15 protein-coding genes are annotated in these 23,848 nt (G+C 67.0%); 9 read left to right on the forward strand and 6 right to left on the reverse strand.

Going from position 1 to position 23,848, the window contains the following annotated elements; all coding sequences use genetic code 11:
* Positions 1-2 precede the first annotated feature (2 nt).
* Both C7402_RS32905 and C7402_RS32910 read right to left on the reverse strand, forming a co-directional pair.
* Positions 3-4,709 (reverse strand): FtsK/SpoIIIE family DNA translocase, encoded by a 4,707-nt coding sequence (locus C7402_RS32905; RefSeq protein WP_116613635.1) that lies wholly within the window; start codon positions 4,707-4,709, stop codon positions 3-5.
* A gap of 211 nt (positions 4,710-4,920) precedes the next feature.
* Entirely contained in the window at positions 4,921-5,538 is a 618-nt protein-coding gene (locus C7402_RS32910) for an META domain-containing protein (RefSeq protein ID WP_112174376.1), read from the reverse strand.
* A 212-nt stretch (positions 5,539-5,750) separates the two neighbouring features.
* On the opposite strand from C7402_RS32910, the gene purT reads away from it, so the two are divergent.
* From purT to C7402_RS32945, 7 genes are all read left to right on the forward strand, one after another.
* On the forward strand, positions 5,751-6,974 hold the full coding sequence (gene purT / locus C7402_RS32915; protein WP_116613636.1) for a formate-dependent phosphoribosylglycinamide formyltransferase: 1,224 nt from the start codon (positions 5,751-5,753) through the stop codon (positions 6,972-6,974).
* Between the two features lie 117 nt (positions 6,975-7,091).
* The gene (locus C7402_RS32920; protein WP_224038491.1) at positions 7,092-7,289 is read left to right on the forward strand and encodes a DUF6726 family protein; all 198 of its coding nucleotides are present in this window, start codon (positions 7,092-7,094) and stop codon (positions 7,287-7,289) included.
* Between the two features lie 58 nt (positions 7,290-7,347).
* Entirely contained in the window at positions 7,348-7,785 is a 438-nt protein-coding gene (locus C7402_RS32925) for an MliC family protein (protein ID WP_116613637.1), read from the forward strand.
* Between the two features lie 113 nt (positions 7,786-7,898).
* Entirely contained in the window at positions 7,899-9,545 is a 1,647-nt protein-coding gene (locus C7402_RS32930) for an acetolactate synthase large subunit (protein ID WP_112174318.1), read from the forward strand.
* Positions 9,546-9,569: 24 nt separating this feature from the next.
* Entirely contained in the window at positions 9,570-11,006 is a 1,437-nt protein-coding gene (locus C7402_RS32935; RefSeq protein WP_112174317.1) for an aldehyde dehydrogenase family protein, read from the forward strand.
* A gap of 580 nt (positions 11,007-11,586) precedes the next feature.
* On the forward strand, positions 11,587-13,074 hold the full coding sequence (locus C7402_RS32940; RefSeq protein WP_116613682.1) for a DEAD/DEAH box helicase: 1,488 nt from the start codon (positions 11,587-11,589) through the stop codon (positions 13,072-13,074).
* Between the two features lie 198 nt (positions 13,075-13,272).
* Positions 13,273-13,725, forward strand: a complete 453-nt coding sequence (locus tag C7402_RS32945; RefSeq protein WP_116613638.1) for a type II toxin-antitoxin system PemK/MazF family toxin — start codon at positions 13,273-13,275, stop codon at positions 13,723-13,725.
* 234 nt (positions 13,726-13,959) lie between these two features.
* Here C7402_RS32945 and gluQRS read toward each other — a convergent pair whose 3' ends face one another.
* Positions 13,960-14,886 (reverse strand): tRNA glutamyl-Q(34) synthetase GluQRS, encoded by a 927-nt coding sequence (gluQRS, locus tag C7402_RS32950; RefSeq protein ID WP_116613639.1) that lies wholly within the window; start codon positions 14,884-14,886, stop codon positions 13,960-13,962.
* 18 nt (positions 14,887-14,904) lie between these two features.
* Positions 14,905-15,786 (reverse strand): sulfurtransferase, encoded by an 882-nt coding sequence (locus C7402_RS32955; protein WP_116613640.1) that lies wholly within the window; start codon positions 15,784-15,786, stop codon positions 14,905-14,907.
* Positions 15,787-16,059: 273 nt separating this feature from the next.
* On the opposite strand from C7402_RS32955, the gene dnaE reads away from it, so the two are divergent.
* On the forward strand, positions 16,060-19,617 hold the full coding sequence (gene dnaE, locus C7402_RS32960; RefSeq protein ID WP_116613641.1) for a DNA polymerase III subunit alpha: 3,558 nt from the start codon (positions 16,060-16,062) through the stop codon (positions 19,615-19,617).
* On the opposite strand, the gene C7402_RS32965 is transcribed toward dnaE, so the two are convergent.
* Positions 19,611-20,399 (reverse strand): glycosyltransferase family 2 protein, encoded by a 789-nt coding sequence (locus C7402_RS32965; protein ID WP_116613642.1) that lies wholly within the window; start codon positions 20,397-20,399, stop codon positions 19,611-19,613. The genes dnaE and C7402_RS32965 overlap by 7 nt on opposite strands.
* A gap of 204 nt (positions 20,400-20,603) precedes the next feature.
* On the opposite strand from C7402_RS32965, the gene msbA reads away from it, so the two are divergent.
* Positions 20,604-22,397: a lipid A export permease/ATP-binding protein MsbA gene (gene msbA / locus C7402_RS32970; RefSeq protein ID WP_112174312.1), complete on the forward strand. Its 1,794-nt coding sequence runs from the start codon at positions 20,604-20,606 to the stop codon at positions 22,395-22,397.
* 76 nt (positions 22,398-22,473) lie between these two features.
* On the opposite strand, the gene C7402_RS32975 is transcribed toward msbA, so the two are convergent.
* Entirely contained in the window at positions 22,474-23,766 is a 1,293-nt protein-coding gene (locus C7402_RS32975) for an O-antigen ligase family protein (protein ID WP_208949052.1), read from the reverse strand.
* Between the last annotated feature and the right edge of the window lie 82 nt (positions 23,767-23,848).

The raw sequence follows: 23,848 nt of genomic DNA on the forward strand, positions 1-23,848 counted from the left end.
CTTTATTCGCCCTGGCCGCCGCCGGGCACGAGCACTTCGCGGCTGCCGTTGATGCCCATCGGCGAGACGAGACCCGCCGCTTCCATCTGTTCGACGAGGCGCGCGGCACGGTTGTAGCCGATGCGCAACTGCCGCTGCACCGACGAGATCGACGCGCGCCGCGTGCGCACGACGAACGCGACCGCTTCGTCGTAGAGCGGGTCGGCTTCGGCCTCGGGCGACTCGCCGAACAGGTCTTGCGGCGCGCCTTCGCCGGCCGGGCCGTCGAGAATCCCTTCGACATACTCGGGCTCGCCGAACTGCTTCAGGTACTCCACGACGGCGTGAACTTCCTCGTCGGCGACGAACGCGCCGTGCACGCGCTGCGGGTAGCCCGTGCCCGGCGGCAGGAACAGCATGTCGCCCTGGCCGAGCAGCGACTCCGCGCCCATCTGGTCGAGAATCGTGCGCGAGTCGATCTTCGACGACACCTGGAACGCCACGCGCGTCGGAATGTTCGCCTTGATGAGGCCCGTGATGACGTCCACCGAAGGACGCTGCGTCGCAAGGATCAGGTGGATGCCGGCGGCGCGCGCCTTCTGCGCGAGACGCGCGATCAATTCTTCGATCTTCTTGCCCGCGACCATCATGAGGTCCGCGAGCTCGTCGATCACGACCACGATCATCGGCAGCGGCGAGAGCGGCTCGGGCGCTTCGGGCGTGAGCGAGAACGGGTTGCCGATCTTCTTCTCGTGCGCTTCGGCGTCGCGGATCTTCTGGTTGAAGCCCGCGAGATTGCGCACGCCCACGGCCGACATCAGCCGGTAGCGCTTTTCCATCTCGCCCACGCACCAGTTGAGCGCGTTGGCGGCGAGCTTCATGTCGGTCACGACCGGCGCGAGCAGATGCGGAATGCCTTCGTACACCGAAAGCTCCAGCATCTTCGGGTCGATCATGATGAGCCGCACGTCCTCGGGCGTCGCCTTGTAGAGGAGCGAGAGGATCATCGCGTTGATCGCCACCGACTTGCCCGAACCGGTCGTGCCGGCCACGAGCATGTGCGGCGCTTTAGCGAGGTCGGTCACGATCGGATGGCCGACGATGTCCTTGCCCATCGCGATCGTGAGCTTGGACTGCGAGCGGTGATACGGCGCCGATTCGAGGATCTCGGAGAGGCGGATCATCTGGCGGCGCGCGTTGGGCAATTCGAGGCCCATGCAGGTCTTGCCGGGAATCGTCTCGACCACGCGGATCGACGTGAGGCCAAGGCCGCGCGACAGATCCTTCATGAGGCCGACGATCTGGCTGCCGCGCACGCCGAGCGCGGGCTCCACTTCGAAGCGGGTGATGACCGGCCCTGCCGAGGCGCCGACCACCGTTACGGGCACCTTGAATTCCTGGAGACGCTGCTCGATGAGCTGGCTCGTTTCGGCGAGCCTTTGTTCGGAAACGGGCTCGATTTCGCTGGAGGCGCGATCGAGCAGGTCGAGGCCCGGCAGTTCCACCGCCGATGCGCTGAGCGGCTGGAACACGAACGTCGTGGGCGCGTGGCCGCGCACGGGCGCGCGTTGGGCGGGCGGCTCGGGGGCTTCGGCAGGTTCGGGCGCGATGTTCGTTGCGTCGCCGGTCGCGGCAGTGACGGCGGAGGGGTAGGGTGCCACGGGTGCCACGTGCGCCAAGGGTGCTACCGGGACTACGGGTGCTACGGGTGCTACGGGTGCTACGGGCGCGATGTTCGTCGCGTCGCCGGTCACGGCAGTGACGGCGGGGTAGGGTGCCACGGGTGCCACGGGCGTCAAGGGCGCTACCGGGACTACGGGTGCCACCGGTGCTACAGGCGCCGTGAACGCGGCAACGGCTGGCGTGGGCTCGGGCGTGAACGTGGGTTCTGACGGCGCGTCGCTTTCCGGTTGCGGCTCGGCTATCCACGGCGGCGTGGCGGCAGGCGCAGGAGCGTCGTCCGGAGCAACGGGCGCGGTGAGTGGCGCGTGGTGCGGCGGCTCGATGCGCGCTTCGGGCGCGTGGGTTAGCGGTGGCGCAATGGCCGGTGCGATTTCCGCCGGGGCGTGCGTGACAGCGGGCGCTTGATCGAACGAAGCGGTCGGCGTGCCGATGCTGCTCGCTTCGCTGTGCGCCACGTACGCGAACGGTTCGTGGGCGGGTTGCTCAGGCTCATCCTCAGGCGTTGGCTCGAACGGCGCTGCCGGAACCGGATGCGTGTGCGTGGTCGCGACGTACGCCGGTGTCGCGCGCGAGGACGATTCGAACGCGTTGCCGTAGGTGCCATACGCCGACTCCATGGGCGCAGCCTCGTCGAGATCCGCCTTCGATCGCGTATCGGTATCGGCGGTGTCGATGCGGGCAGTCGCCTCGAGCATCGGTTCGCTGACGGGCGCTGCCTGGCTCGCGGGCGCTTCGGCCGTCTCCGCGTCGAGGTGCGCTTCGCGCACGAAACGCGGGAAGCGCACGATATTCGACAGCTCGGGCGTGTCAGGTGCCGCGTGCGGCGCGGGCGTCGCAGGCTGCGTGACCGGTTCGCTCGCGGCAACCGGCGTGGTCGGCACTACGGGCTCGCGCGGGGCAATGGGCGTCGCGCCAGGTGCGGCACTGAGACTCGTGGCAGGAGTCGTAGCGGACACGAACGGTGCGACCGGCAGCGGCTCCGGCTCAGGCTCCGGCATGAACGTGAAGAAGGGTTCTTCGGCTTGCGTCTGTGTCAGGGGCTCGTCCGACGGTTCGTCGTCGAGCAGGATCCACGGCATGCCGTGATCCAGCGTCGGCCAAGGCGCGGGTTCCGCGGTTTGCTCGGGCGCGCTCGCCAGCGATGGCGGCAACGACACCGGCTGCGAAACGTGCGTTGCCTCGATCGGCGCGTTGTTCGCATCGTCAGCGGGCAAGGCGGGTGCGTCCATGCGCGGGCGTGCCGGTTGCCACGGCGTTGGTGCGCTTGCAAGCGCCTCGGGTGGCGCGAACGGTTGAGGCGCGACAGCAGGGGCCGCGATCGCTTCGCTGTGTGGCGTCGTCTCGTCCGGCTGCGGCACGAATTGTGTGTGCTCGATCGGCGCGACTGCCGCCGGCTGGGCGGTTGGTGTTGCGATGGCCGTCGAGATTTGCGGCGCTACGGTCGGGAACTGCGCGAGCGGCTCCACGGGCGATGCTTCCGCAGGTGCGAACGCGGTGGCTTCGTCGAGATTGCGGCGCGCGAGGCTTGCGCCCGCGAGCGTCGTCCAGCGCGCGGCGTTTTCCTCGATGGAGCGCAGCGTTTCGAGCACGCTCATCGAGAGCGGGGCATCCGGCCGCGCCGTGCTGGCGGGCGCGGGGCGCGAGTAGGCGGGCGTTGCGGGCGGCGCGTCCATGAGCGGTGCGGTCGTCGGCGCGCGGGCGTCCACGCGCGCGGGCTGACCCTGCCACACGAAGGGGCGCGGCGGCTTCGCCACGCGGGGCGGCGCGGCGGCTGCGGCGCGCGCGGCCGTGCTGCCCGCCGCCGGCGGCGGCACATTGCGGCGCGGCGTGGCGGGTTGAGCAAACGGCGAGGTGAACTGCGAAGTGGGTAGTGACGCAGGTTGCGCAGTGGATTGTGCAGCGGGTTGCAAAGCGGGTTGCAAGCCGCCCAGGTCCGGCGGTGCGAGCGTGCCTGCACCCGACAATCCGCGCGCGGCCGCAGCCGTCGCAGCCACGGCACCAGCAAGCGGCGCACCATGCACTGCGACAGACGCTGCGCGTGCGCCCGCCATCGCGGCGGACATGGCCGGCCGCGCGGGGCCCGGCTCCGCGCGCCATGGCGCATTGGGCTGCGCGGCGACGCCGGATGCGCCTTGTGCCGCCGTAGCGACGGGTGCCGCACGACGAACGTCGCCCAGCGGCGCGCCTTGTTGCAGCGGAGCGCGCGGCGGCTCCACGGGCGCGCGCGTCATGCCGGCCGGCGGCGTTTGCAGTGGCGCGCGCGTGGCGCGCAGCCAGTCGGTGGGTGCGCTCGGCTCGGTGCGCGCCAACGCGGCCGAGGGGTCGGCGGGAGCACGGAAGCCCGGCTCGACACGCCACGGCGTCGCACCCGGGGCCGCGCTCTGGCTCGCTGCGGCGGTCGTAGCCGTGCCGAACCCGGCCGCCATCGCGCCTGCCGCGCGCGTGCCATCACGACCGTCGCGGCTGTCGCGACCTTCGCGATTTTCGCGACTGTCTCTGCCTTCGCGACTTTCGCGCGCAGGCGGCTTCCAGATGGTCGGCCGTTTGCGCCGCGCGCCGTCTGCCGGCATCGACGGGTTCACGGTGGGCGCGCTGTGCGCCGGCAGTCCGTCGTCGGTCGCGGCGCGTCGGCTGCGGCGCTCGCGGCGCGGGCTGTCGTCGTTCGCGCGCGAGGCGCGGATGTTCAGGCCGAGCCCGAGCGAGATGTCGGCCCAGGCGAGGAATTCGCGCCAATGGAAGTCGAGCAGCCACGGCAAGCTCACGATGAGAAGCGCCGTCATCGCGAGCGGCGCGGCCACGTGGCCGATGAGCTTGCCGAATCCGCCCGAAAGCGCATGGCCGAGCGCGTTGAAGCCGGCGATGTCGATGAGCGTCGCTTCGAGCGCGCAACTCGCCACGAGCACGCCAAGGAAGCCGAGCCAGAGCCGGATGGTGCCTGGGCCGCGCAGGCCCGCGCCGCCCGGCAGCACGGATTTAACGAGACGCCAGATCAGAGGGATGAACCAGACGGCCGATATGCCGAACCAGCCAGGAACTACCGTGTGCATGCCAAAGATGAACGTATAGAAGGTGTGCGACGTGTGGAGTGTAACCGCTCGACCGGCGCTCGCCGCGATCCGTCTTGATGCGGTGTTGCGCAAGCGCCGTGGTGCGCGGCGTGCCCGACACGTGAAAGACCCTGCGCGCGCCGGTTTCGTTCGCGCGCAACAAAAAAAGAGCCGCGCCGGGCGAGGGCGCGGCTGTTCGTGTGTGCGGCGCTCACTGCGCCGGTTTGGCGTCGGAGGCGGCGCCCGGCGTCGAGCCCGGTGCGGCTGCCGCTTCGGCGAAGCTCAGGCGGTCGCCGTTTTCCAGCACGAGGAATAGTGCCTGCGGTTGACGCATCTGCACGCCGGAGCGCGCGATGTGCGAGAGCGCCTGGAGATAGTCGCCCTCGATCTCGCCGCCCGCGCCCATGCAGGCCATGCGCGTGCCGCCGAGCTGGCTGAACGCAAGCAGGCCGTTCTTGAGCGTGTAGGCGCCGAAGTAGCGGTTGCAGCCCGAGAAGCCGCTGACGCGGCGCTGGCCGCTTTCGGTCGAGAGGTCGAGCGTGATGGGGCGGGCGTCAGGGCCCTCGGCATTGCCGGCATTGAGATCCGGGCTCGGCACGGCGCGCAGCGTGCCGTCGGTGCGCTTCCATTCCACGAGCTGCCAGTGCGTGTTGTCGAGGAGTTGCACGGTGGCGGGATTGAACGGGTCGGGCAGCGGCGCCGACGCGTCCGTGTGGACCGGCAGCTTGCATGCGCAAACCAGCAGGGCGGCGGCGAGCGGCGCGGCGCGCGAGGCGAGCAGTCGCGCGGAGATGCGCCGCGCGGGGCGCAATCTCTCGCGCAAGTTCATGCGCAAGTTCATGCAGATAGGCATCGCATCGTTCCTCGTAATCAGCGAAGGCGTAAGCGTAACGCACCACGCTGCGGCACGCGAGAGCAAACGTGTGCCCGGCCAATCCCTCGCGCCCGCACTCGCGCCGCGCAGCGCCTCGCGGCGGCGGGGCCGCGTGTTAACATCGGCGCTCTCGCGCATTTCCGCCGCACCGTCATTCTGGAGACATCATGCAAACCCGCCCCCGCATCGGCACGCCGCTTTCCGCCTCCGCCACCCGTGTCATGCTGCTCGGCGCGGGGGAGCTCGGCAAGGAAGTGATCATCGCGTTGCAGCGTCTCGGCGTCGAGGTGATCGCCGTCGACCGCTATGAGAACGCGCCCGGCCACCAGGTCGCGCATCGCGCGCATGTGATCGACATGACCGATCCCCAGGCGCTGCGCGCGCTGATCGATGCCGAGCGCCCGCATCTCGTCGTGCCCGAGATCGAGGCGATCGCCACCGACGCGCTCGCCGCCGTCGAAGCCGAAGGTGTCGCCGAGGTGATCCCCACCGCGCGCGCCGCGCAGCTCACGATGAATCGCGAGGGCATCCGCCGCCTCGCCGCCGAGGAACTCGGCCTCGCCACTTCGCCTTATGCGTTCGCCGATTCGCTCGACGAGCTCAAGGCCGGCGTCGCCAAGGTGGGCTACCCGTGCGTGGTGAAGCCGGTGATGTCGTCGTCGGGCAAGGGGCAGTCGGTCGTGCGCAGCGAGGCCGACGTCGAGCGCGCGTGGGAGTACGCGCTCGCGGGCGGCCGCGTGAATCGCGGGCGCGTGATTGTCGAGGGCTTCATCAACTTCGACTATGAGATCACGCAGCTCACCGTGCGCGCGATCGATCCGGCAAGCGGCCAGGTGCAAACGTACTTCTGCGATCCGATCGGCCATCTCCAGGTGGACGGCGACTACGTCGAATCGTGGCAGCCGCAGCCGATGAGCGCCAAGGCGCTCGAGCGCTCGCGCGAGATTTCGCACAAGGTGACCGAGGCGCTGGGCGGCCGCGGTCTTTTCGGCGTCGAGCTGTTCGTGCGCGGCGACGAAGTGTGGTTCTCGGAAGTGAGCCCGCGTCCGCACGACACGGGCCTCGTCACGCTCGCCTCGCAGCGCTTCTCCGAGTTCGAGCTGCATGCGCGCGCGATCCTCGGCCTGCCCGTCGATACGACGGCGCGCGCTCCGGGCGCATCGGCCGTGATCTATGGCGGCATGGACGCGCGCGGCATCGCCTTCGAGGGCGTGGCGCAGGCGCTTGCCGTACCGGGCGCGGACCTGCGTCTGTTCGGCAAGCCCGAGAGTTTCGTGAAGCGCCGCATGGGCGTCGCGCTCGCGACGGGCGCCGACACCGACGAGGCCCGCACGCGCGCCCGCGCGGCGGCCGCGGCCGTGCGTCCGGTGGCGGGCGACGCTTCGCAGTGAGAATCTGGCCGGCGCGTTGTAGAGAGAGGCGGGGGCCAAGCCGGCCGGGTAAGACGTGTATGAGGGCGCCGTCGCGCGTCCCGGGTTATCGTGTCAGCCAACAGTGAAAAGATGGGAATGAAAAAGCTGAAAGTGTTGCAACGGGTGCGTTCGGTCACTGTCGTATTGGGGGTGTTGGGCGTGTCGGGGCTCGGGGGCTGCGGGCTTGCGGCCGCGCCGTGCCGCGTGGTGTCGGCGGGGCTCAAGATCGTGCCGCTGGTCGGCCATGCGGCCGCCACGCCCACCGACGCCTGCGCGGCCGCCATCGATCCCTGAGCGTTGCGCGCGAGTGGAATGCGGCAAGCGGTGCCCTGGCAACTCACGGAGGACGTAGATGATCGTTGGTCGAAGCGGTGCTGACGGGCGTTGTTCAACCGGCGGGCGTATTTCAAAGGGCGCGCTGCGCGCATGCGCCGCGCTCGCGCTCACATGCGGACTTGCCGCCGCGCTTCCTGCGAGCGCGGCCGGCGCCGGCGGCCTGGAAGTGCGCGACATCCAGGTGCAGGCGCGTCACACGTTCGGCTACACCTGCGCGAGCGGCAAGACCTTCAAGGTCACCTATCTCAATGCGGCCAACGGCCAGAGCTTCGCACTCGTGCCGGTCGAGGGCCGCAAGCTCCTTTTCGTCGGCGTGATCGCCGCCTCGGGCGTCAAGTACGTCGCCGATCGCTACACGTGGTGGACCAAGGGACCGGGCGCCGACCTCTACGACACCATGTCCGACGAAAGCCCGAAGCCGGTGCTTTCCGGCTGCGCGACGATCATGCGCTGACGCGCCGCGCCCGCTTCCCGACGCAATCCGCCTTGCGGGAGTAACCTGTCGGCCTACGCGAAGGCCGGCTGCCGCCCGCGCCGCCGGTCACGCTCATGCCAACGAGGTGGTCGATGAAAGCATCGGATCTGTTCGTGAAGGCGCTCGAAGCCGAAGGCGTCGAGTATGTGTTCGGTATTCCCGGGGAAGAGAACCTCGATCTGCTCGAATCGCTGCGTCGCTCGAAGATTCGTCTGATCGTCACGCGCCACGAGCAGGCCGCGGGCTTCATGGCCGCTACTTACGGACGGCTGACGGGGCGCACCGGCGTGTGCCTTTCCACGCTCGGCCCCGGCGCCACCAATTTCGTGACCGCCGCCGCCTACGCGCAGTTGGGCGGCATGCCCATGCTGATGGTCACGGGCCAGAAGCCCATCAAGTCGAGCAAGCAGGGCCACTTCCAGATCGTCGACGTGGTGCGCATGATGGAGCCGCTCACCAAGTACGCGCGCCAGATCGTCTCCATCGGCAATATTCCGGCGCTCGTGCGCGAGGCGTTTCGCCAGGCCGAGCAGGAGCGCCCAGGCGCCGTGCATCTCGAACTGCCCGAGGACGTGGCCGACGAAGAGGGCGACGGCAAGCCTATTCCGAAGAGTTTCAGCCGCCGCCCCGTGGCCGAGGAAAAGGCGGTCGCGCATGCGGTCGCTGCGATCTGCAAGGCGAAGCATCCGCTGCTCATGATCGGCGCGGGGGGCAATCGCAAGACCACGCGCAACGTGCTGCGCGAATTCGTCGACGAAACCGGCATCCCGTTCTTCACCACGCAGATGGGCAAGGGCGTGATCGACGAATCGCACCCGCTGTGGCTCGGCAACGCCACGCTCTCGGACGGCGACTTCGTGCACCGCGCGATCGAGCACGCCGACTGCATCATCAACGTCGGCCACGACGTGATCGAAAAGCCGCCTTTCTTCATGCGCAGCGCCGAGGAAAAGACCGTCATCCACGTGAATTTTCTCGGCGCGGAAGTCGACCCGGTGTATTTCCCACAGATCGAGGTGGTGGGCGATATCGCCAACGCCGTGTGGCAACTCAAGCAGAGTCTCAAGTCGCGCGAGCACGTGTGGGACTTCGCGCGCTTCGAGGAGATCAAGCGCCATTTCGAGGCGCATCTCGCCAAAGGCCAGCACGACGCGCGCTTTCCGATGTACCCGGTGCGGCTCGTGCACGACGTGTACGCCGCCATGCCCGAGGACGGCATGCTCTGTCTCGACAACGGCATGTACAAGATCTGGTTCGCGCGCTACTACCGCGCCCGCGAGCCCAATTCGATCCTGCTCGACAACGCGCTCGCCTCGATGGGCGCGGGGCTGCCCTCGGCCATCGCCACGAAGATCGTGCATCCGGAGCGCCAGGTCGTGGCCGTGTGCGGCGACGGCGGCTTCATGATGAATTCGCAGGAGATCGAGACGGCCGTGCGCCTGAAGCTCGATCTCGTCGTGTTGCTCTTGCGCGACGACGCGTTCGGCATGATCCGCTGGAAGCAGGAGAACATGAATTTCCCCGACTACGGCATGACGCTGCAAAACCCCGATTTCGTCGATTATGCGCAGAGCTACGGCGCGCATGGACATCGCGTGGGCGCGGCGGACGAACTCAAGCCGCTCATCGAGCAGTGCTTCGCGCAGCCGGGCGTGCATCTGATCGACGTGCCTATCGACTACTCGGACAACGAGCGCGTGCTCAATCGCGAGATCAAGCGCCTGAGCGCGCAGCTTTGATGCCGCACCCACGGAGAACCCGTCATGCTCAAACCGACTTATCCGTACTACCTGGCCAATGAGGCCGTCGCCGCCAACACCGACCTCGAAGTCACCGATAAATACAGCGGCGAAGTCGCCACGCGCGTCGCGCTTGCCGATGCGAAAGCGATCGATCAGGCCATCGCCGCCGCGGAAGCCGCCATGCCCGCCATGCGTGCATTCCCGCCGTTCAAGCGCCAGGCCGTGATCGACCATTGTGTCGCGCGCTTTCGCGAGCGCTTCGACGAGCTGGCGATGGCGCTGTGCATCGAAGCGGGCAAGCCGATCAACGATTCGCGCGGCGAGGTCACGCGCCTGATCGACACGTTCCGCGTGGCCGCCGAAGAGAGCGTGCGGATCAACGGCGATATCGTGAATCTGGAAATTTCGGCGCGCGCGAAGGGCTATCACGGCTATGTGAAGCGCGTGCCGATCGGGCCGTGCTCGTTCATTTCGCCGTTCAATTTCCCGCTCAACCTGGCCGCGCACAAGGTCGCGCCGGCGCTGGCGGCGGGCGTGCCGTTCGTGCTCAAGCCCGCGAGCCGCACGCCGGTGGGCGCGCTCATCATCGGCGAGGTGCTGGCGGAAACCGACTTGCCCAAGGGCGCGTTCTCGATCCTGCCCGCGCACCGCGACGGCGCCGATCTCTTCACCACCGACGAGCGCTTCAAGCTGCTCTCGTTCACGGGCTCGCCCGCGGTGGGCTGGGACCTCAAGAAGAAGGCGGGCAAGAAGAAAGTGGTGCTGGAGCTGGGCGGCAACGCGGCGGCCGTGGTGGACGGCGACCAGGGCGGCAAGCTCGATTACGTCGTGGACCGGCTCGCGTTTGGCGCGTATTACCAGTCGGGGCAGAGCTGTATCGGCGTGCAGCGCATACTGGTGCACGCGTCGCTCTACGACACGCTGCGCGAGAAGCTCATCGCCAAGGTCAAGACGCTCAAGATGGGCGACCCGAAGGACGAGACAACCTTTGTCGGGCCGATGATTTCCGGATCCGAGTCGAAGCGCCTGGCGGGCTGGATGGAGAGCGCGGTGCTGGCGGGCGCGAAGATCATCGCGGGCGGCAAGGTGGACGGCGCGATGTTCGAAGCGACGCTGCTCGAAAACGTGGGCCGCGACACCGACCTCTACCGCAAGGAGGCGTTCGGACCGGTGGCGATCCTGGAGCGTTTCGACGACTTCGGCCAGGCGCTGGAAATCGTCAACGACAGCGACTTCGGCTTGCAGGCGGGCGTGTTCACGGATTCGCTCGCCAATGCGCACCGCGCCTGGGACGGGCTCGACGTGGGCGGCGTGGTGATCAACGATATTCCGTCATTTCGCGTGGATAACATGCCGTATGGCGGCGTGAAGGATTCGGGACTCGGGCGCGAGGGCGTGCGCTACGCGCTCGAGGACATGACCGAACTGCGCCTGATGGTGATGCGCGAGACGTGGTGAGCTGTGCGTCTGAAAAAAGGGTGCTATCGCCCGGCGCGGCGCGCGGGAATCGTCCGTGCGCCGTGTTGCAGAACGCATGACCCGCTGCCATAGGGATTTATGCCAAGGTGCTACAATACCGGCCTTTCAGCCGATTGTGCCTGCTTGTGGTTGCTTCGCGTTTGCCCGGCGTTCGTGTGTTTGCCGTGAGCGGCGGGTGAAACTTTGGCAGCCGCTGGCGTGATCCGCCGGCGCGAAGCCGATCGAGCCATTTTGACCAACGGGCCAGCGGGCCCGCCGGAACCATCCGGGATCGAGCGAGACTGGCCGGGTTGAGCCCGAGCGTGCGCGGCAATGGAGCCAGCGCCCCGTCACCGGCAGACCGTCTCCTCGGGCCAGGCGCATGGCGGGCGGCCCGCGCGAGCGAGCGTTTCGCCCGTCGCCGCGGGGTGCAGCGCCCCATGCGTGGCGCGGCCCGGCATCGATGTGCAATGCGCGGCATGCCCGGGCATTGTCCGGCAGTAACCCTGCATCGACTTGCAGTGAACATTTGAGGCGCTCCCGCGCCTTGCGCGAAAAGCGCCTTTATAGCGAAGACACCATGTCCGACACAGCCGTCAAGCCCAGCACTGCGACCTTCGACCAGTTTGGCCTTGCACCCGAAATTCTCCGGGCCATCCAGGACCAGGGTTACACGACGCCCACGCCGATCCAGGCGGAGGCGATCCCCGTCGTGCTCACGGGCCGCGACGTGATGGGCGCGGCGCAGACCGGCACCGGCAAGACGGCGAGCTTTTCGCTGCCGATCCTCCAGCGCCTGCTGCCGATGGCGAATACGAGCGCGTCGCCCGCGCGCCATCCGGTGCGCGCGCTGATCCTCACGCCCACGCGCGAGTTGGCCGACCAGGTCGCCAACAACGTGCGCTCCTACGCGGTGCACACGCCGCTGCGCAGCGCGGTGGTGTTCGGCGGCGTGGACATGAATCCGCAGTCGGACGAGCTGCGCCGCGGCGTGGAAATCCTGATCGCGACGCCGGGCCGCCTGCTTGACCACGTTCAGCAGAAGAATGCGAACCTCGGTCAGGTGCAGATGCTCGTGCTCGACGAAGCCGACCGCATGCTCGACATGGGCTTCCTGCCCGACCTGCAACGCATCCTGAACCTGCTGCCGAAGGAGCGTCAGACGCTGCTGTTCTCGGCCACGTTCTCGGGCGAAATCAAGAAGCTTGCCGCGACCTATCTGCGCACGCCGCAGACCATCGAGGTCGCGCGCAGCAACTCCACGGCCACCAACGTCACCCAGGTGGTGTACGAAGTTGCCGAGGGCGACAAGACCGGCGCGGTCGTGCAACTGATCCGCGACCGCGGTCTGAAGCAGGTGATCGTGTTCTGCAACAGCAAGATCGGCGCGAGCCGCCTGGCGCGCCAGATCGAGAAGCAGGGCATCGTGGCGGCCGCGATCCATGGCGACCGCACGCAAAGCGAGCGCATGCAAGCGCTCGACGCCTTCAAGCGCGGCGAAATCGAAGCGCTGGTGGCCACCGACGTGGCCGCGCGCGGCCTCGACATCGCCGAACTGCCTGCCGTCATCAACTTCGACCTGCCGTTCAACGCCGAAGATTACGTGCACCGCATCGGCCGCACGGGCCGCGCGGGCGCTTCGGGCGACGCGCTGTCGCTGTGCAGCCCCAACGAGAAGAAGCAGCTCGCCGATATCGAGAAGCTGATCAAGCGCCCCCTGACGGTGGAGCGCCTCGTGGTCGACGTGCCGGTGGCGCATCACGAGGGCGGCGGCCGCCGCCGCGAGCGTGACGGGTACGAAAGCCGCGAGGGACGTGATGGCCGCAGCGAGCGCGGCGCACACCGCCGTGCGCCGTCGTTCGAGCGAGCGCATCATCATCGCGCGCAGCCCGTCGACGATTTCTTCCTGAAGCCCTACGAGCCTTCGCCGGCCGCGCGCAGCAAGGCCGAAGACAAGCCCGCGCCGGCCGCGCCTCAAAAGCAGCAGTCGAAGCAGCCGCTCGCCGCGTTGCTGGGCGGTCTCGGGGCGGGGTGGCGCAACAAGCCGACTTCGTCTTCGTCGAATTGAGGTTAGGCCAAAGCGCAGCGTGATGCTGCGCTTTTCGGCGCGACACGGCATGGCATTGAGCCAACGCCGAGATGTTCAATCCCTATTTTTCGAGATGGGATTGTTCTCCGTTAGTATTTCCAGATGATTGCGAGTCCCACGTCGCCGCGGGCGATATGGGGCATGAATTCTTCGGCTTGAGCAACCACACGGAAATACATGAAAGAGAACGCCGTTGGTCTGAAATTCCTGCCCAGACACCGTGCTGTGGTCACATGCGATTACACCGGCTTTGTCCAGCCCGAGATGGTGAAGATCCGGTCGGTGGTCGTGCTCGCAAAGAGCAGGACGAGTGACAGACTGCTGACCGTGGTGCCCCTTTCGACCACACGGCCGGAGCGGTCGCTGGCGTGCCATCACAAGTTGAACCGCAATCCGCATCCGGACGAAAGCCCAATGCTGGAAGTCTGGGCGAAGTGCGATATGGTGTACACGGTATCCCTCGCCAGAGTGAACTTTTACAGAACTCGCTCTCGACGAGGCGGGCGCGCGGTCTATCATTCGACCTTGTCCGTTTCACGGGACGACTACCTCGCGATTCAACGAGGAGTGAGATACGCGCTGGGTCTTGAAGACTTGCCCGCCCCTCACAGAGAGGAATTGCTGCTTTAGCGCAAACGTGAAGCATTAGAAGTCGTGATATAGTCGGCTCGTGCCTCGCAAGAGGTACCTCCGAGACTTCTTCCGCTCCGGCGTCGAAGAAGCCAGTGCGGCAACACGGCGATGACAAGCCAGCCGCGCTGCGAAAGGGCGCTTCGGCGCCCTTTGTCATTTCTGCGGCGACTTCTCGCCGTTATTCCCGGATTTCGTATCCTGCGCAACGTCCGCGTCAGACAGGCGTCGCGCTCAAGCCAGTGCGTGCAACTGCGCGAGCCGCCGCTTCCACGCGTCGATCGCGTCGGCCTGGAATGCTTCGAGCGTCGCGGGCGCCGGATCGTGCAGGTCGAGGCCCAGATGGCGCGCGCCGGCCGTCAGCGCTTCGAGCGGGCGTGAGGCATCGAGCGCCTGCGCGCCCGTCTGCTTCGACAGCTTTTCCCCGTCCTCGTTGGTCACGACCGGCACGTGCATGTACGCAGACGTCGGCGCGCCGAGGCACTGCTGGAGCCAGATCTGCCGCGCCGTCGAGTCGAGCAGGTCCGCGCCGCGCACCACGTGCGTGATGCCTTGCGCGGCGTCGTCCACGACCACCGCGAGCTGGTACGCCCACTGGCCATCCGCGCGCAGCAGCACGAAGTCGCCGACTTCGGTCGCGAGATCCTGCTGCTGCGGACCTTGCCAGCGGTCGTCGAAGCGGATCAGCGCGGGATTTTCCGCGCTCGCGGGAGCATCGTCGGGCACGCGCAGGCGCCAGGCGCGCGCGGGCTTGCCGTGCAAACCGTCGCGGCAGGTGCCCGGATAGATCAGCGTGGTGTTGCGCCGGTGCGCATGGAGTTGCGAGTCGGCAATTTCCTTGCGCGTGCAGCCGCAAGGGTAGACGTGGCCCGAGGCGATCAGGCGGTCGAGCGCCGCACGATACACGTCGATGCAACGGCTCTGCCATGCGGGCGGCTCGTCGGCGTGAAAGCCGAAGGCCGCAAGCGTCGCGAAAATATCCTCGGCTGCGCCCGGCACGGTGCGCGGCCCGTCGATGTCTTCCATGCGTACGAGCCACGCGCCGTCGTGCGCGCGCGCGTCGAGCCAACTCGCGAGCGCCGAGACGAGCGAGCCGAAATGCAGCGGTCCGGTAGGCGAGGGCGCAAAGCGCCCGCGATACGCGGCAGACGTTGCGCTCAAGCGTGCCTCACGCGTGTTTTACGCCGCCTGCGCCGGGGCAGCCGCTGCCGTGCCCGCGCGCTCGGGATGACACGCCGGGCAGCTCTTGCCCACGACGTAGAGCGGCGAAGCCTGCTCGGCGGGCGTGACCACGGCGCGGCATGCGAAGCACTGCACGGTGTCGGTCGGTTCGAGCTGCGGGTTCAGCGCGGTGCGCTGGTCGAACACGAAGCAGTCGCCGTTGTAGTGCGCGCCGCCCACTTCCTCGAAATACTTGAGAATGCCGCCTTCGAGCTGGTAGACGTGCTCGATGCCCACTTCCTTCATGTGGATCGCGGCCTTTTCGCAGCGAATGCCGCCCGTGCAGAACGACACGACCGTCTTGCCTTCGAGATCGGCGCGGTTCGCTTCGATCACGCCGGGGAATTCGCTGAACTTGGTGATGCGGTAATCGAGCGCCTTGTCGAACGTGCCGACGTCCACTTCGAACGTGTTGCGCGTGTCGAGCATCACAACGGGGCGGCCCGCGTCGTCGAAGCCGCGGTCGAGCCATTCCTTGAGCACGACCGGCGCGACCGACGGCGCGCGGCCTTCCTCGGGGCGGATCGCGGGCTTCTTCATCGTGATGATCTCGCGCTTCAGGCGCACGAGCATACGGTTGAAGGGCCGCGTTTCGGAAAAGCTTTCCTTGAACGGCAGCGTCGCGAACTTGCCCTCGAAGAGCGGATCGGTGCGCATGTATTCCATGAACTCGCGCACGTTCGGTTCGTCGCCGGCGACGAACAGATTGATGCCTTCCGGCGCGAGCAGGATCGTGCCCCGCAAGTCGAGCGCCTGGCAGCGCTCGAGCACGTGCGGGCGCCACTCGGCGGTCTTGTCGAGCGTGGCGAACTGGTAGGTGGAGAGATTGAGGATACGCATGGTGCAACTGATAAAACGCGCTGGACGCGCGTGAAAACCGGAGCCGGGCGTGCCGGCTGCCGGTTCCCCGAAAGCGGGAATGGGGGCAGGGCGCGCGACGGGCGCAATCCGCTATTATCCCTCAATCGCGCCAGCGCCCCCTGCGGCGAAGTTGCCGCACCCCGCGGCGCCCCTGCGCTTGCACAATCGTTGCCCAGATCGGTCAGGCCGCCCCGGCCAACGTCGCGCCTCGCTGCCGGCGTGCGCCGAAAATCGCGTGGTCCTGGAGGTACAATGACGCCCATGTCAGATCCCCGCTTCGTCCATCTCCGCGTCCACTCCGAATTCTCGATTGCCGACGGCATCGTGCGCCTCGACGACCTCGTCAAGGCGGCCGCCAAAGACGGCCAGGGCGCGCTCGCACTCACCGACCTCGGCAACGCGTTCGGCCTCGTTCGTTTCTACACGGAAGCCCGTGGCAAAGGGGTCAAACCCATTGCCGGTTGCGACGTCTGGATCATGAATCCCGACGACCGCGACAAGCCTTCGCGTCTTTTGCTGCTCGTGAAAGACAAGCGTGGCTACCTGAATCTGTGCGAGCTGCTGTCCAAGGCGTGGCTCACGAACCAGTATCGCGGTCGCGCGGAAGTGGACGTCGCATGGCTCGAAGCCGGGCTCGCCGAGGGCCTGCTCGCGATCTCGGGCGCGCAGCAAGGCGACGTGGGCCTCGCGCTCGCGGCGGGCAATGCCGAAAGCGCGAAGCGTCATGCGCAGCGCTGGACGAAGCTGTTCCCGAACGCTTACTACATCGAGCTGCAACGCTGCGGCCAGCCCGGTGGCGAACCGTATGTCGAGCAGGCGGTGGCGCTTGCGTCGGAGCTGAAGCTGCCCGTGGTCGCCACGCACCCCATGCAGTTCATGACCGACGAGGAATACACCGCGCACGAAGCGCGCGTGTGTATCTCGGAGGGCGATATCCTCGCGAATCCGCGTCGCCAGAAGCGCTTCACGACCGATCAGCGTTTTCGCACCCAGGCGGAAATGGCCGCGCTTTTCGCGGACATTCCCTCGGCGATCACGAACACCATCGAAATCGCCAAGCGTTGCAACCTCACGCTCGAACTCGGCAAGCCCAAGCTGCCGCTCTTTCCGACGCCCGACGGCATGTCGCTCGACGACTACCTCGTGCAGCTTTCGAAGGAAGGCCTCGAAAAGCGCCTCGTGCAGTTGTATCCGGAAGAAGCCGAACGCGAGCAGGAGCGCGCGCGCTACAACGAGCGTCTGGATTTCGAGTGCGGGACCATCATCAAGATGGGCTTCCCCGGGTACTTCCTGATCGTTGCGGACTTCATCAACTGGGCGAAAAACAACGGCGTGCCGGTTGGACCGGGCCGGGGTTCGGGCGCGGGCTCGCTGGTCGCGTACGCGCTCGGCATTACCGACCTCGATCCGCTGCGCTACAACCTGCTGTTCGAGCGCTTCCTGAATCCGGAACGCGTCTCGATGCCCGACTTCGACATCGACTTCTGCCAGCACGGGCGCGACCGCGTCATTCAGTACGTGAAGGAGAAGTACGGCGCCGACGCGGTTTCGCAGATCGCCACCTTCGGCACGATGGCCGCGAAGGCGGCCGTGCGCGACATCGGCCGCGTGCTCGATCTCGGCTACAACTTTACCGACGGCGTGGCGAAGCTCATTCCGTTCAAGCCGGGCAAGCACGTCACCATCGCCGACGCGATGAAGGAAGAGCCGCTCCTGCAAGAGCGCTACGACAACGAAGACGAAGTGCACCAGCTGCTCGACCTCGCGCAGCTCGTGGAAGGTCTCACGCGAAATGTGGGCATGCACGCGGGCGGGGTGCTGATCGCGCCGGGCAAGCTCACCGACTTCTGTCCTCTCTACACGCAGGGCGACGAAAGCGGCGTCGTGAGCCAGTACGACAAGGACGACGTGGAAGCCGTCGGCCTCGTGAAGTTCGACTTTCTGGGTCTGACCACGCTCACGATTCTCGACTGGGCCGAGCGCTATATCCGCATGCTCGATCCGTCGAAGAAAGACTGGTCGCTTGCCGAGGTGCCGCTCGACGACGCGCCGTCGTTCCAGATCCTCAAGAAAGCGAATACGGTCGCCGTGTTCCAGCTGGAAAGCCGCGGCATGCAAGGCATGCTCAAGGACGCGCAGCCCGACCGCTTCGAGGACATCATCGCGCTCGTGGCGTTGTATCGTCCGGGCCCGATGGACCTGATTCCGAGCTTCTGCGCGCGTAAGCACGGCCGCGAAGTGGTGGAGTATCCCGATCCGCGCGTCGAACCTGTTCTGAAAGAGACCTACGGCATCATGGTCTACCAGGAGCAGGTGATGCAGATGGCGCAGATCATCGGCGGCTACTCGCTCGGCGGCGCCGACTTGCTGCGCCGCGCGATGGGCAAGAAGAAGCCCGAGGAAATGGCCAAGCACCGCGAGATTTTCGCGGAAGGTGCGGCGAAGAACGGCCTCACGCGCGAGAAGGCCGACGAAACCTTCGACTTGATGGAAAAGTTCGCGGGCTACGGCTTCAACAAGTCGCACGCGGCCGCGTATGCCTTGCTCGCGTATCACACGGCGTGGCTCAAGGCGCACCATCCGGCCGAATTCATGGCGGCGAATATGTCGCTGGCCATGGACGACACCGACAAGGTGAAGATCCTCTTCGAGGACTGCCTGACCAACAAGATGGTCGTGCTGCCGCCGGACGTGAACGCTTCGGCGTACCGCTTCGAGCCGGTCGCCGACGCCCATGTGGCCGAAGGCAAGCGCTCGCGCACGATCCGTTATGGTCTGGGCGCGATCAAGGGCAGCGGCCAGAACGCCATCGAAGAGATCTTGCGCGCGCGTGAAGAAGGCGGCCTGTTCAAGGACCTGTTCGACTTCTGCGAGCGCATCGACCGTCGTCTCGTGAACCGCCGCACGATCGAAGCGATGATCCGCGCCGGTGCGTTCGACACGATTCACGCAAACCGCGCGCAGTTGCTCGCTTCGGTGCCCATGGCGATGGAAGCCGCCGACCAGGCGAGCGCCAACGCCATGCAGGCGGGCCTCTTCGACATGGGCGACGCGCCGCTCGCCGCGCACGAACTGGTGGACGAGCCCGCGTGGGGCGAGAAGCGCAAGCTCCAGGAGGAGAAAGGCGCGCTCGGCTTCTATCTCTCGGGCCATCTGTTCGACGCGTACAAGGACGAAGTGCGCCGCTTCGTGCGCCAGAAGATCGGCGAGCTGAAGGAAGGGCGCGACAAGCTGGTCGCGGGTGTGATCGCTTCGTTGCGCACGCAAATGACCCAGCGCGGCAAGATGCTGATCGCGCTGCTCGACGACGGCACCGGCCAGTGCGAAGTCACGGTGTTCAACGAGCAGTACGAGGCGCACAAGGCGCTCTTCAAGGAAGACGAGCTGCTCGTCGTGCAGGGCGGGGCGCGCAATGACGCGTTCACGGGCGGCATCCGCTTCACAGTCGATACCGTGATGGATCTCGAACGTGCGCGCAGCCGCTACGCGCAGGCCGTGAAGGTGCAGATGAACGGCAACGCCAACGCGAGCGCGCTGCGTACGGTGCTCGAAGCGTACCGCGCGAAGCCCGACGACTCGCTGCCGGCACCGGCCACGGAAACGCGCGGTCGCGGCGGTTTCGGGCGCGAGCGTGGCGAGCGCACGCAAGCCGTGATTCCCAACGGTCTCGCGGTTCAGATCGCCTATCGCAACGATCGCGCGGAAGGCGAAGTGCGTCTGGGCGACGCCTGGCGCGTCAAGCCCACCGACGATCTGCTCGCCGCGCTGCGCGGCGAGTTCGCCGGCAGCGAGATCGAAATCGTCTACTGATCGCCCACCGGGCGTCTCGCGCTGCCTTCGTCTTTTCCGTTGAGCAGCGCGAGTTTCAGGAAGCGGTAGTACACCGTCTCCGCGTTGAACACCGCAATCTGGAAGCCCGCGCGGCCGTCGAGAAAGCCGGCGCGCAGCACATAGGTGCGCACGAACGCCCACGCGCCGCGCACCACCGCCTTGCCGAAGCTGCCGCTCTTGCCGCTCGCCGCGCGTTGCCGGGCGCCCGCGCCCGAATAGGCATCGAGCTTGCGCAGCACCGCGTCGAAATCCTCGTAGGAGTAGTGCAGCAGCTTGCCGGTGAGGCGTTGCGCGCTGGCGTCGAACACCAGGCGCTCGTGGACGAGGTCGTCGGAAAAGCGCGCGCGGCCGCGCTTGAAGAGGCGCGGAATCCAGTCGGGGTACCAGCCGCTGTGACGAATCCAGGTGCCGCAGAAGCTCGACAGACGGTCCACGGCGTAGACGTCGGCTTGCGGCGCGGCGATCGCGGCGCGGATCGATGCGGCCAGTTCGGGCGAGACGACTTCGTCGGCGTCGATCGAGAGCACCCAGTCGGTGGCGAGCGCGTCGAGCGCGAGGTTCTTCTGCGGCCCGAAGCCGGGCCACGCGGTTTCTTCGATGACGCGCGCGCCGTGTGCGCGGGCGATGTCGGCGGTGCCGTCCGTGCTGCCGCCGTCGATCACGACGATGTCGTCGGCGAAGGCCACGGCGTCGAGGCATTGGGCGAGCCGCAACGCGGCGTTTTTCGTGATGATGGCGACGCCGAGCGTGGTGTTTTTCATGCGCCTTTGATAGGGAAAGAGGGGCGCGTTGCGCCGCGCCCGGCAAGAAGTATACACAGCGCACAGCGCCGCATGCCCCGGAACCCGGCGAGCGGCGGCGCCGACCATATACAATGCGGTACCCCACCGGCAGGCGGCGCGCCGCCTGATCGAGTCCGCATTTCCCGATTGTTGCAGCAACAACGCGTTATTCCAGAGGATGCCTTGAGCGAGAAGCCCCTCCAGTCCACTCTTAGCAAGCCGATCGGCTCCGAGACGACGTCGAGTGCGACGTCGGTCCTGCGGCGTCTCTGGCCGTATCTGAAGCCGCTCCTGGGGGTGTCGATCGGAGCCATCCTCACGCTGGCGCTCGTGGCCGCGACCGAGGCCGGCATTCCGGCGCTCCTCAAGCCGCTGCTCGATCACGGCTTCGGCACCCAGGGCAGTCCGTCCGCCAAATGGATCGTGCCGGCCGCCGTGATCGGCCTCTCGCTCGTGCGCGGCCTTGCGCAGTACGCGTCCGGCTACCTGTTGCAGTACGTGTCGAACCGCATCCTGCTGGAACTGCGTCTCAAGATGTTCGAGCGCATGATCCACGCGAGCGTCGGCTTCTTCCAGCGCGAGACGGCGAGCACGGTCATCAACGCGATCGTGTTCGAGGTCAACCAGATCCTGAACGTGCTGCTCGGCGTGCTCGTCACCGCCGTGCGCGATTCGCTCACGGTGGTCTTCCTGCTCGGCTACCTGTTCATCCTGAACTGGCGCCTCACGCTGATCGTCGCCGTGCTGCTGCCGGGCATCGGCTGGCTCGTCAGCAAGATCAACCGGCGGCTGCGGCGCCTGAACCGCGAGCACCAGATCCTCACCAACGACCTGTCGTACATCGTCGAGGAGGCCGTGGGCGGCTACAAGGTCGTCAAGGTGCACAACGGCGAGCAGTACGAGATGGACCGCTTCACGGCGCTCAGCAAGCGCCTGCGCGGCTACCAGATGCGCATGACGATCTCGGGCGGTCTCGCCCAGCCGCTCACGCAGTTTCTCGCGTCGATCGCGCTCGCCATCGTCGTGACGATCGCCGTCGTGCAGGCTTCGCACGACCAGACGACGGTGGGCGGCTTCGTCGCCTTCGTCACCTCCATGCTGCTCATCATCTCGCCGCTCAAGCACCTGATCGACGTGAACCAGCCGCTGCAACGCGGCGTGACGGCGGCCGAGCTGATCTTCGGCCTGATTGACGAGCCCTCCGAACCCGCCGGCGGCGGTGTGCCGCTGGAGCGCGCGCGCGGCGAGATCGAGTTCCGTGGCGTGTCGTTCGGTTATGGCGAAAGCGCGCGCAAGATTCTGGACAGCGTGACGTTGCGCGTGGCGCCGGGCGAGATGGTCGCGCTCGCGGGCCCCTCGGGCAGCGGCAAGACGACGCTCGTGAACCTGTTGCCGCGCTTTTTCGATCCCACGAACGGCCAGGTGCTGGTGGACGGCGTGCCGCTCGCGGACTACGGCATTCACGCGCTGCGCAGCCAGATCGCGATGGTGAGCCAGGACGTCGTGCTCTTTAACGACACCGTCGCGAACAACGTTGCATACGGCGAGACGGCCGACCACACCCGCGTGGAGAACGCGCTGCGCGCGGCGAACCTGTGGGACACGATCTCGGCGCTGCCGGAGGGCATGGATACGCTGGTGGGCGACAACGGCATGAAGCTCTCGGGCGGCCAGCGTCAGCGTCTGGCCATCGCGCGCGCGATCTACAAGGACGCGCCGATCCTGATTCTCGACGAAGCCACTTCCGCGCTCGACTCCGAGTCGGAGCGCCACGTGCAGGCCGCGCTGGAGACGTTGATGAAGGGCCGCACGACGCTCGTGATCGCGCACCGGCTCTCGACCATCGAGCGGGCCGACCGCATTCTCGTGATGGAAGCGGGGCGCATTGTCGAGCGCGGCACCCACCGCGAACTGCTCGCGCAGCAGGGGCTTTATGCGCACCTGCATCGCATCCAGTATCAGCAAGGCGAGGCTTGAACGTGAGCTGAAGCCGCATGGCGTAAAAAAAGGCGGGCCGCGTGCCCGCCTTTTTCATGTCCGCTGCACCGTCGCTTCAGCGCGCGAGCGGGTTGTCATCCACGCGCCGGCTGTACAGCAGGATGCCGCTCAGCAGGATGAACAGATTGCCTTCGGTGAAGTTGAGCAGCAGCGAGTTCGCGGCGCAGCCGACCACGAAGGCGAGCAGGTAGCCGTAGATCACGCTGCGCGCAAGCGGGTCCACCCGGCGGCATTCGCGGTACAGCGCGACGAGCAGCCAGACGAAGAGCGCGATGCCGATCACGCCGAGTTGCACGGCCATCAGCAGGAACTCGTTGTGCGGGTTGCCGATCATCACGGCGCGCCCGCCGGTCTGGTTTTTCGCGAGACGCTCGAACTCGGGCAGCACACTCCCCACGCCATAGCCCGCAATCGGACGATGGGCGAACAGCTCGACGCTGCGCCGATAGAACTCGAGGCGCACGCCCGCCGAGGTGACCTGGTTCTTGTTCTCGTAGCTCGTGATTTCCTGGCCCGTGTCGGCAAGACGCGAGTCCTTGGCCGTGAAGGCGTAATACACGAGCCCCATGCACGCGACGATGCAGGCAAGCGTCGCAACGAGACGAATGCGCCCGGCGCGCGCGGAACGCAGGTGCACGAGCTGCCACACGACGAACACGGCGATATAGATCAGCGCGACGACCTGGCCTGTGCGGCCTTGCAGCACGAACAGCACGTTCACGAGCGCGAGGAGCGCGTTGAGGTAGAGCAGCCAGCGCCACACGGGCTTCGTCACGGGCTTGGCGAGCGCCATGGAGAGCCAGACGAGGAACGCCATCATCAGGCCGCCGGAAATGTGATCCTTGAACACCCACGGCTTGCTCACCGGCCCTTGCGTGCCGTGCATCGGGCCCACGGCGGTCCAGCCGAACGCGTTGGTGTAGGTGAGGACCATGGCGAACGTGAGCGCGGCGAACAGCGCCCAGATCGCGGCGCCTCCCCACTTCGCGCCGCCTTCGCCGCGCAGCACGACGAACAGAACCGGGAGCAGCAGCAGCTTGCGGTACTTGAGCAGGAAGTTGACCGCTTCGTTCATCGTCGCGGTCGTATAGAGCAGGCTCAGCGAGAGCGCGACGAAGAGCACGATGGCGGCCACGCTCGTGGGCGTCGCGCGGATCTTGCGCAGGCCGCGCCAGGCTTCGGGCGAGCAGGCGGCGAAGAGCAGCACGAGCCCGCTCGCGAGATTCACGCCCGCGGTGGAAAGAGGCACGGCCGCGAGCGCGAGCACCGCCGAAAACCGTGCAAGCAGCAGGGGCCAGGATTGCGCCCGCATGGGCTGGCTGCTTTGTCCGGAGAGCGTCGATTGCATGGGTGTCGGTTCCTTTATGCCGTCGCTAGCGCCAACTCGTGGCCAGGGTGGAACGGCGCGTGGCCGCCATGCGGCTTCGGAA

Source organism: Paraburkholderia unamae, assembly GCF_003096875.1.
GTDB lineage: Bacteria > Pseudomonadota > Gammaproteobacteria > Burkholderiales > Burkholderiaceae > Paraburkholderia > Paraburkholderia unamae.

Coding starts and splice junctions, on each gene's coding strand:
- C7402_RS32905 (WP_116613635.1), bottom strand. CDS start 4,709: ATGCACACGGTAGTTCCTGGCTGGTTCGGCATATCGGCCGTCTGGTTC.
- C7402_RS32910 (WP_112174376.1), bottom strand. CDS start 5,538: ATGAACTTGCGCGAGAGATTGCGCCCCGCGCGGCGCATCTCCGCGCGA.
- purT (WP_116613636.1), top strand. CDS start 5,751: ATGCAAACCCGCCCCCGCATCGGCACGCCGCTTTCCGCCTCCGCCACC.
- C7402_RS32920 (WP_224038491.1), top strand. CDS start 7,092: ATGAAAAAGCTGAAAGTGTTGCAACGGGTGCGTTCGGTCACTGTCGTA.
- C7402_RS32925 (WP_116613637.1), top strand. CDS start 7,348: ATGATCGTTGGTCGAAGCGGTGCTGACGGGCGTTGTTCAACCGGCGGG.
- C7402_RS32930 (WP_112174318.1), top strand. CDS start 7,899: ATGAAAGCATCGGATCTGTTCGTGAAGGCGCTCGAAGCCGAAGGCGTC.
- C7402_RS32935 (WP_112174317.1), top strand. CDS start 9,570: ATGCTCAAACCGACTTATCCGTACTACCTGGCCAATGAGGCCGTCGCC.
- C7402_RS32940 (WP_116613682.1), top strand. CDS start 11,587: ATGTCCGACACAGCCGTCAAGCCCAGCACTGCGACCTTCGACCAGTTT.
- C7402_RS32945 (WP_116613638.1), top strand. CDS start 13,273: ATGAAAGAGAACGCCGTTGGTCTGAAATTCCTGCCCAGACACCGTGCT.
- C7402_RS32955 (WP_116613640.1), bottom strand. CDS start 15,786: ATGCGTATCCTCAATCTCTCCACCTACCAGTTCGCCACGCTCGACAAG.
- dnaE (WP_116613641.1), top strand. CDS start 16,060: ATGACGCCCATGTCAGATCCCCGCTTCGTCCATCTCCGCGTCCACTCC.
- C7402_RS32965 (WP_116613642.1), bottom strand. CDS start 20,399: ATGAAAAACACCACGCTCGGCGTCGCCATCATCACGAAAAACGCCGCG.
- C7402_RS32975 (WP_208949052.1), bottom strand. CDS start 23,766: ATGCAATCGACGCTCTCCGGACAAAGCAGCCAGCCCATGCGGGCGCAA.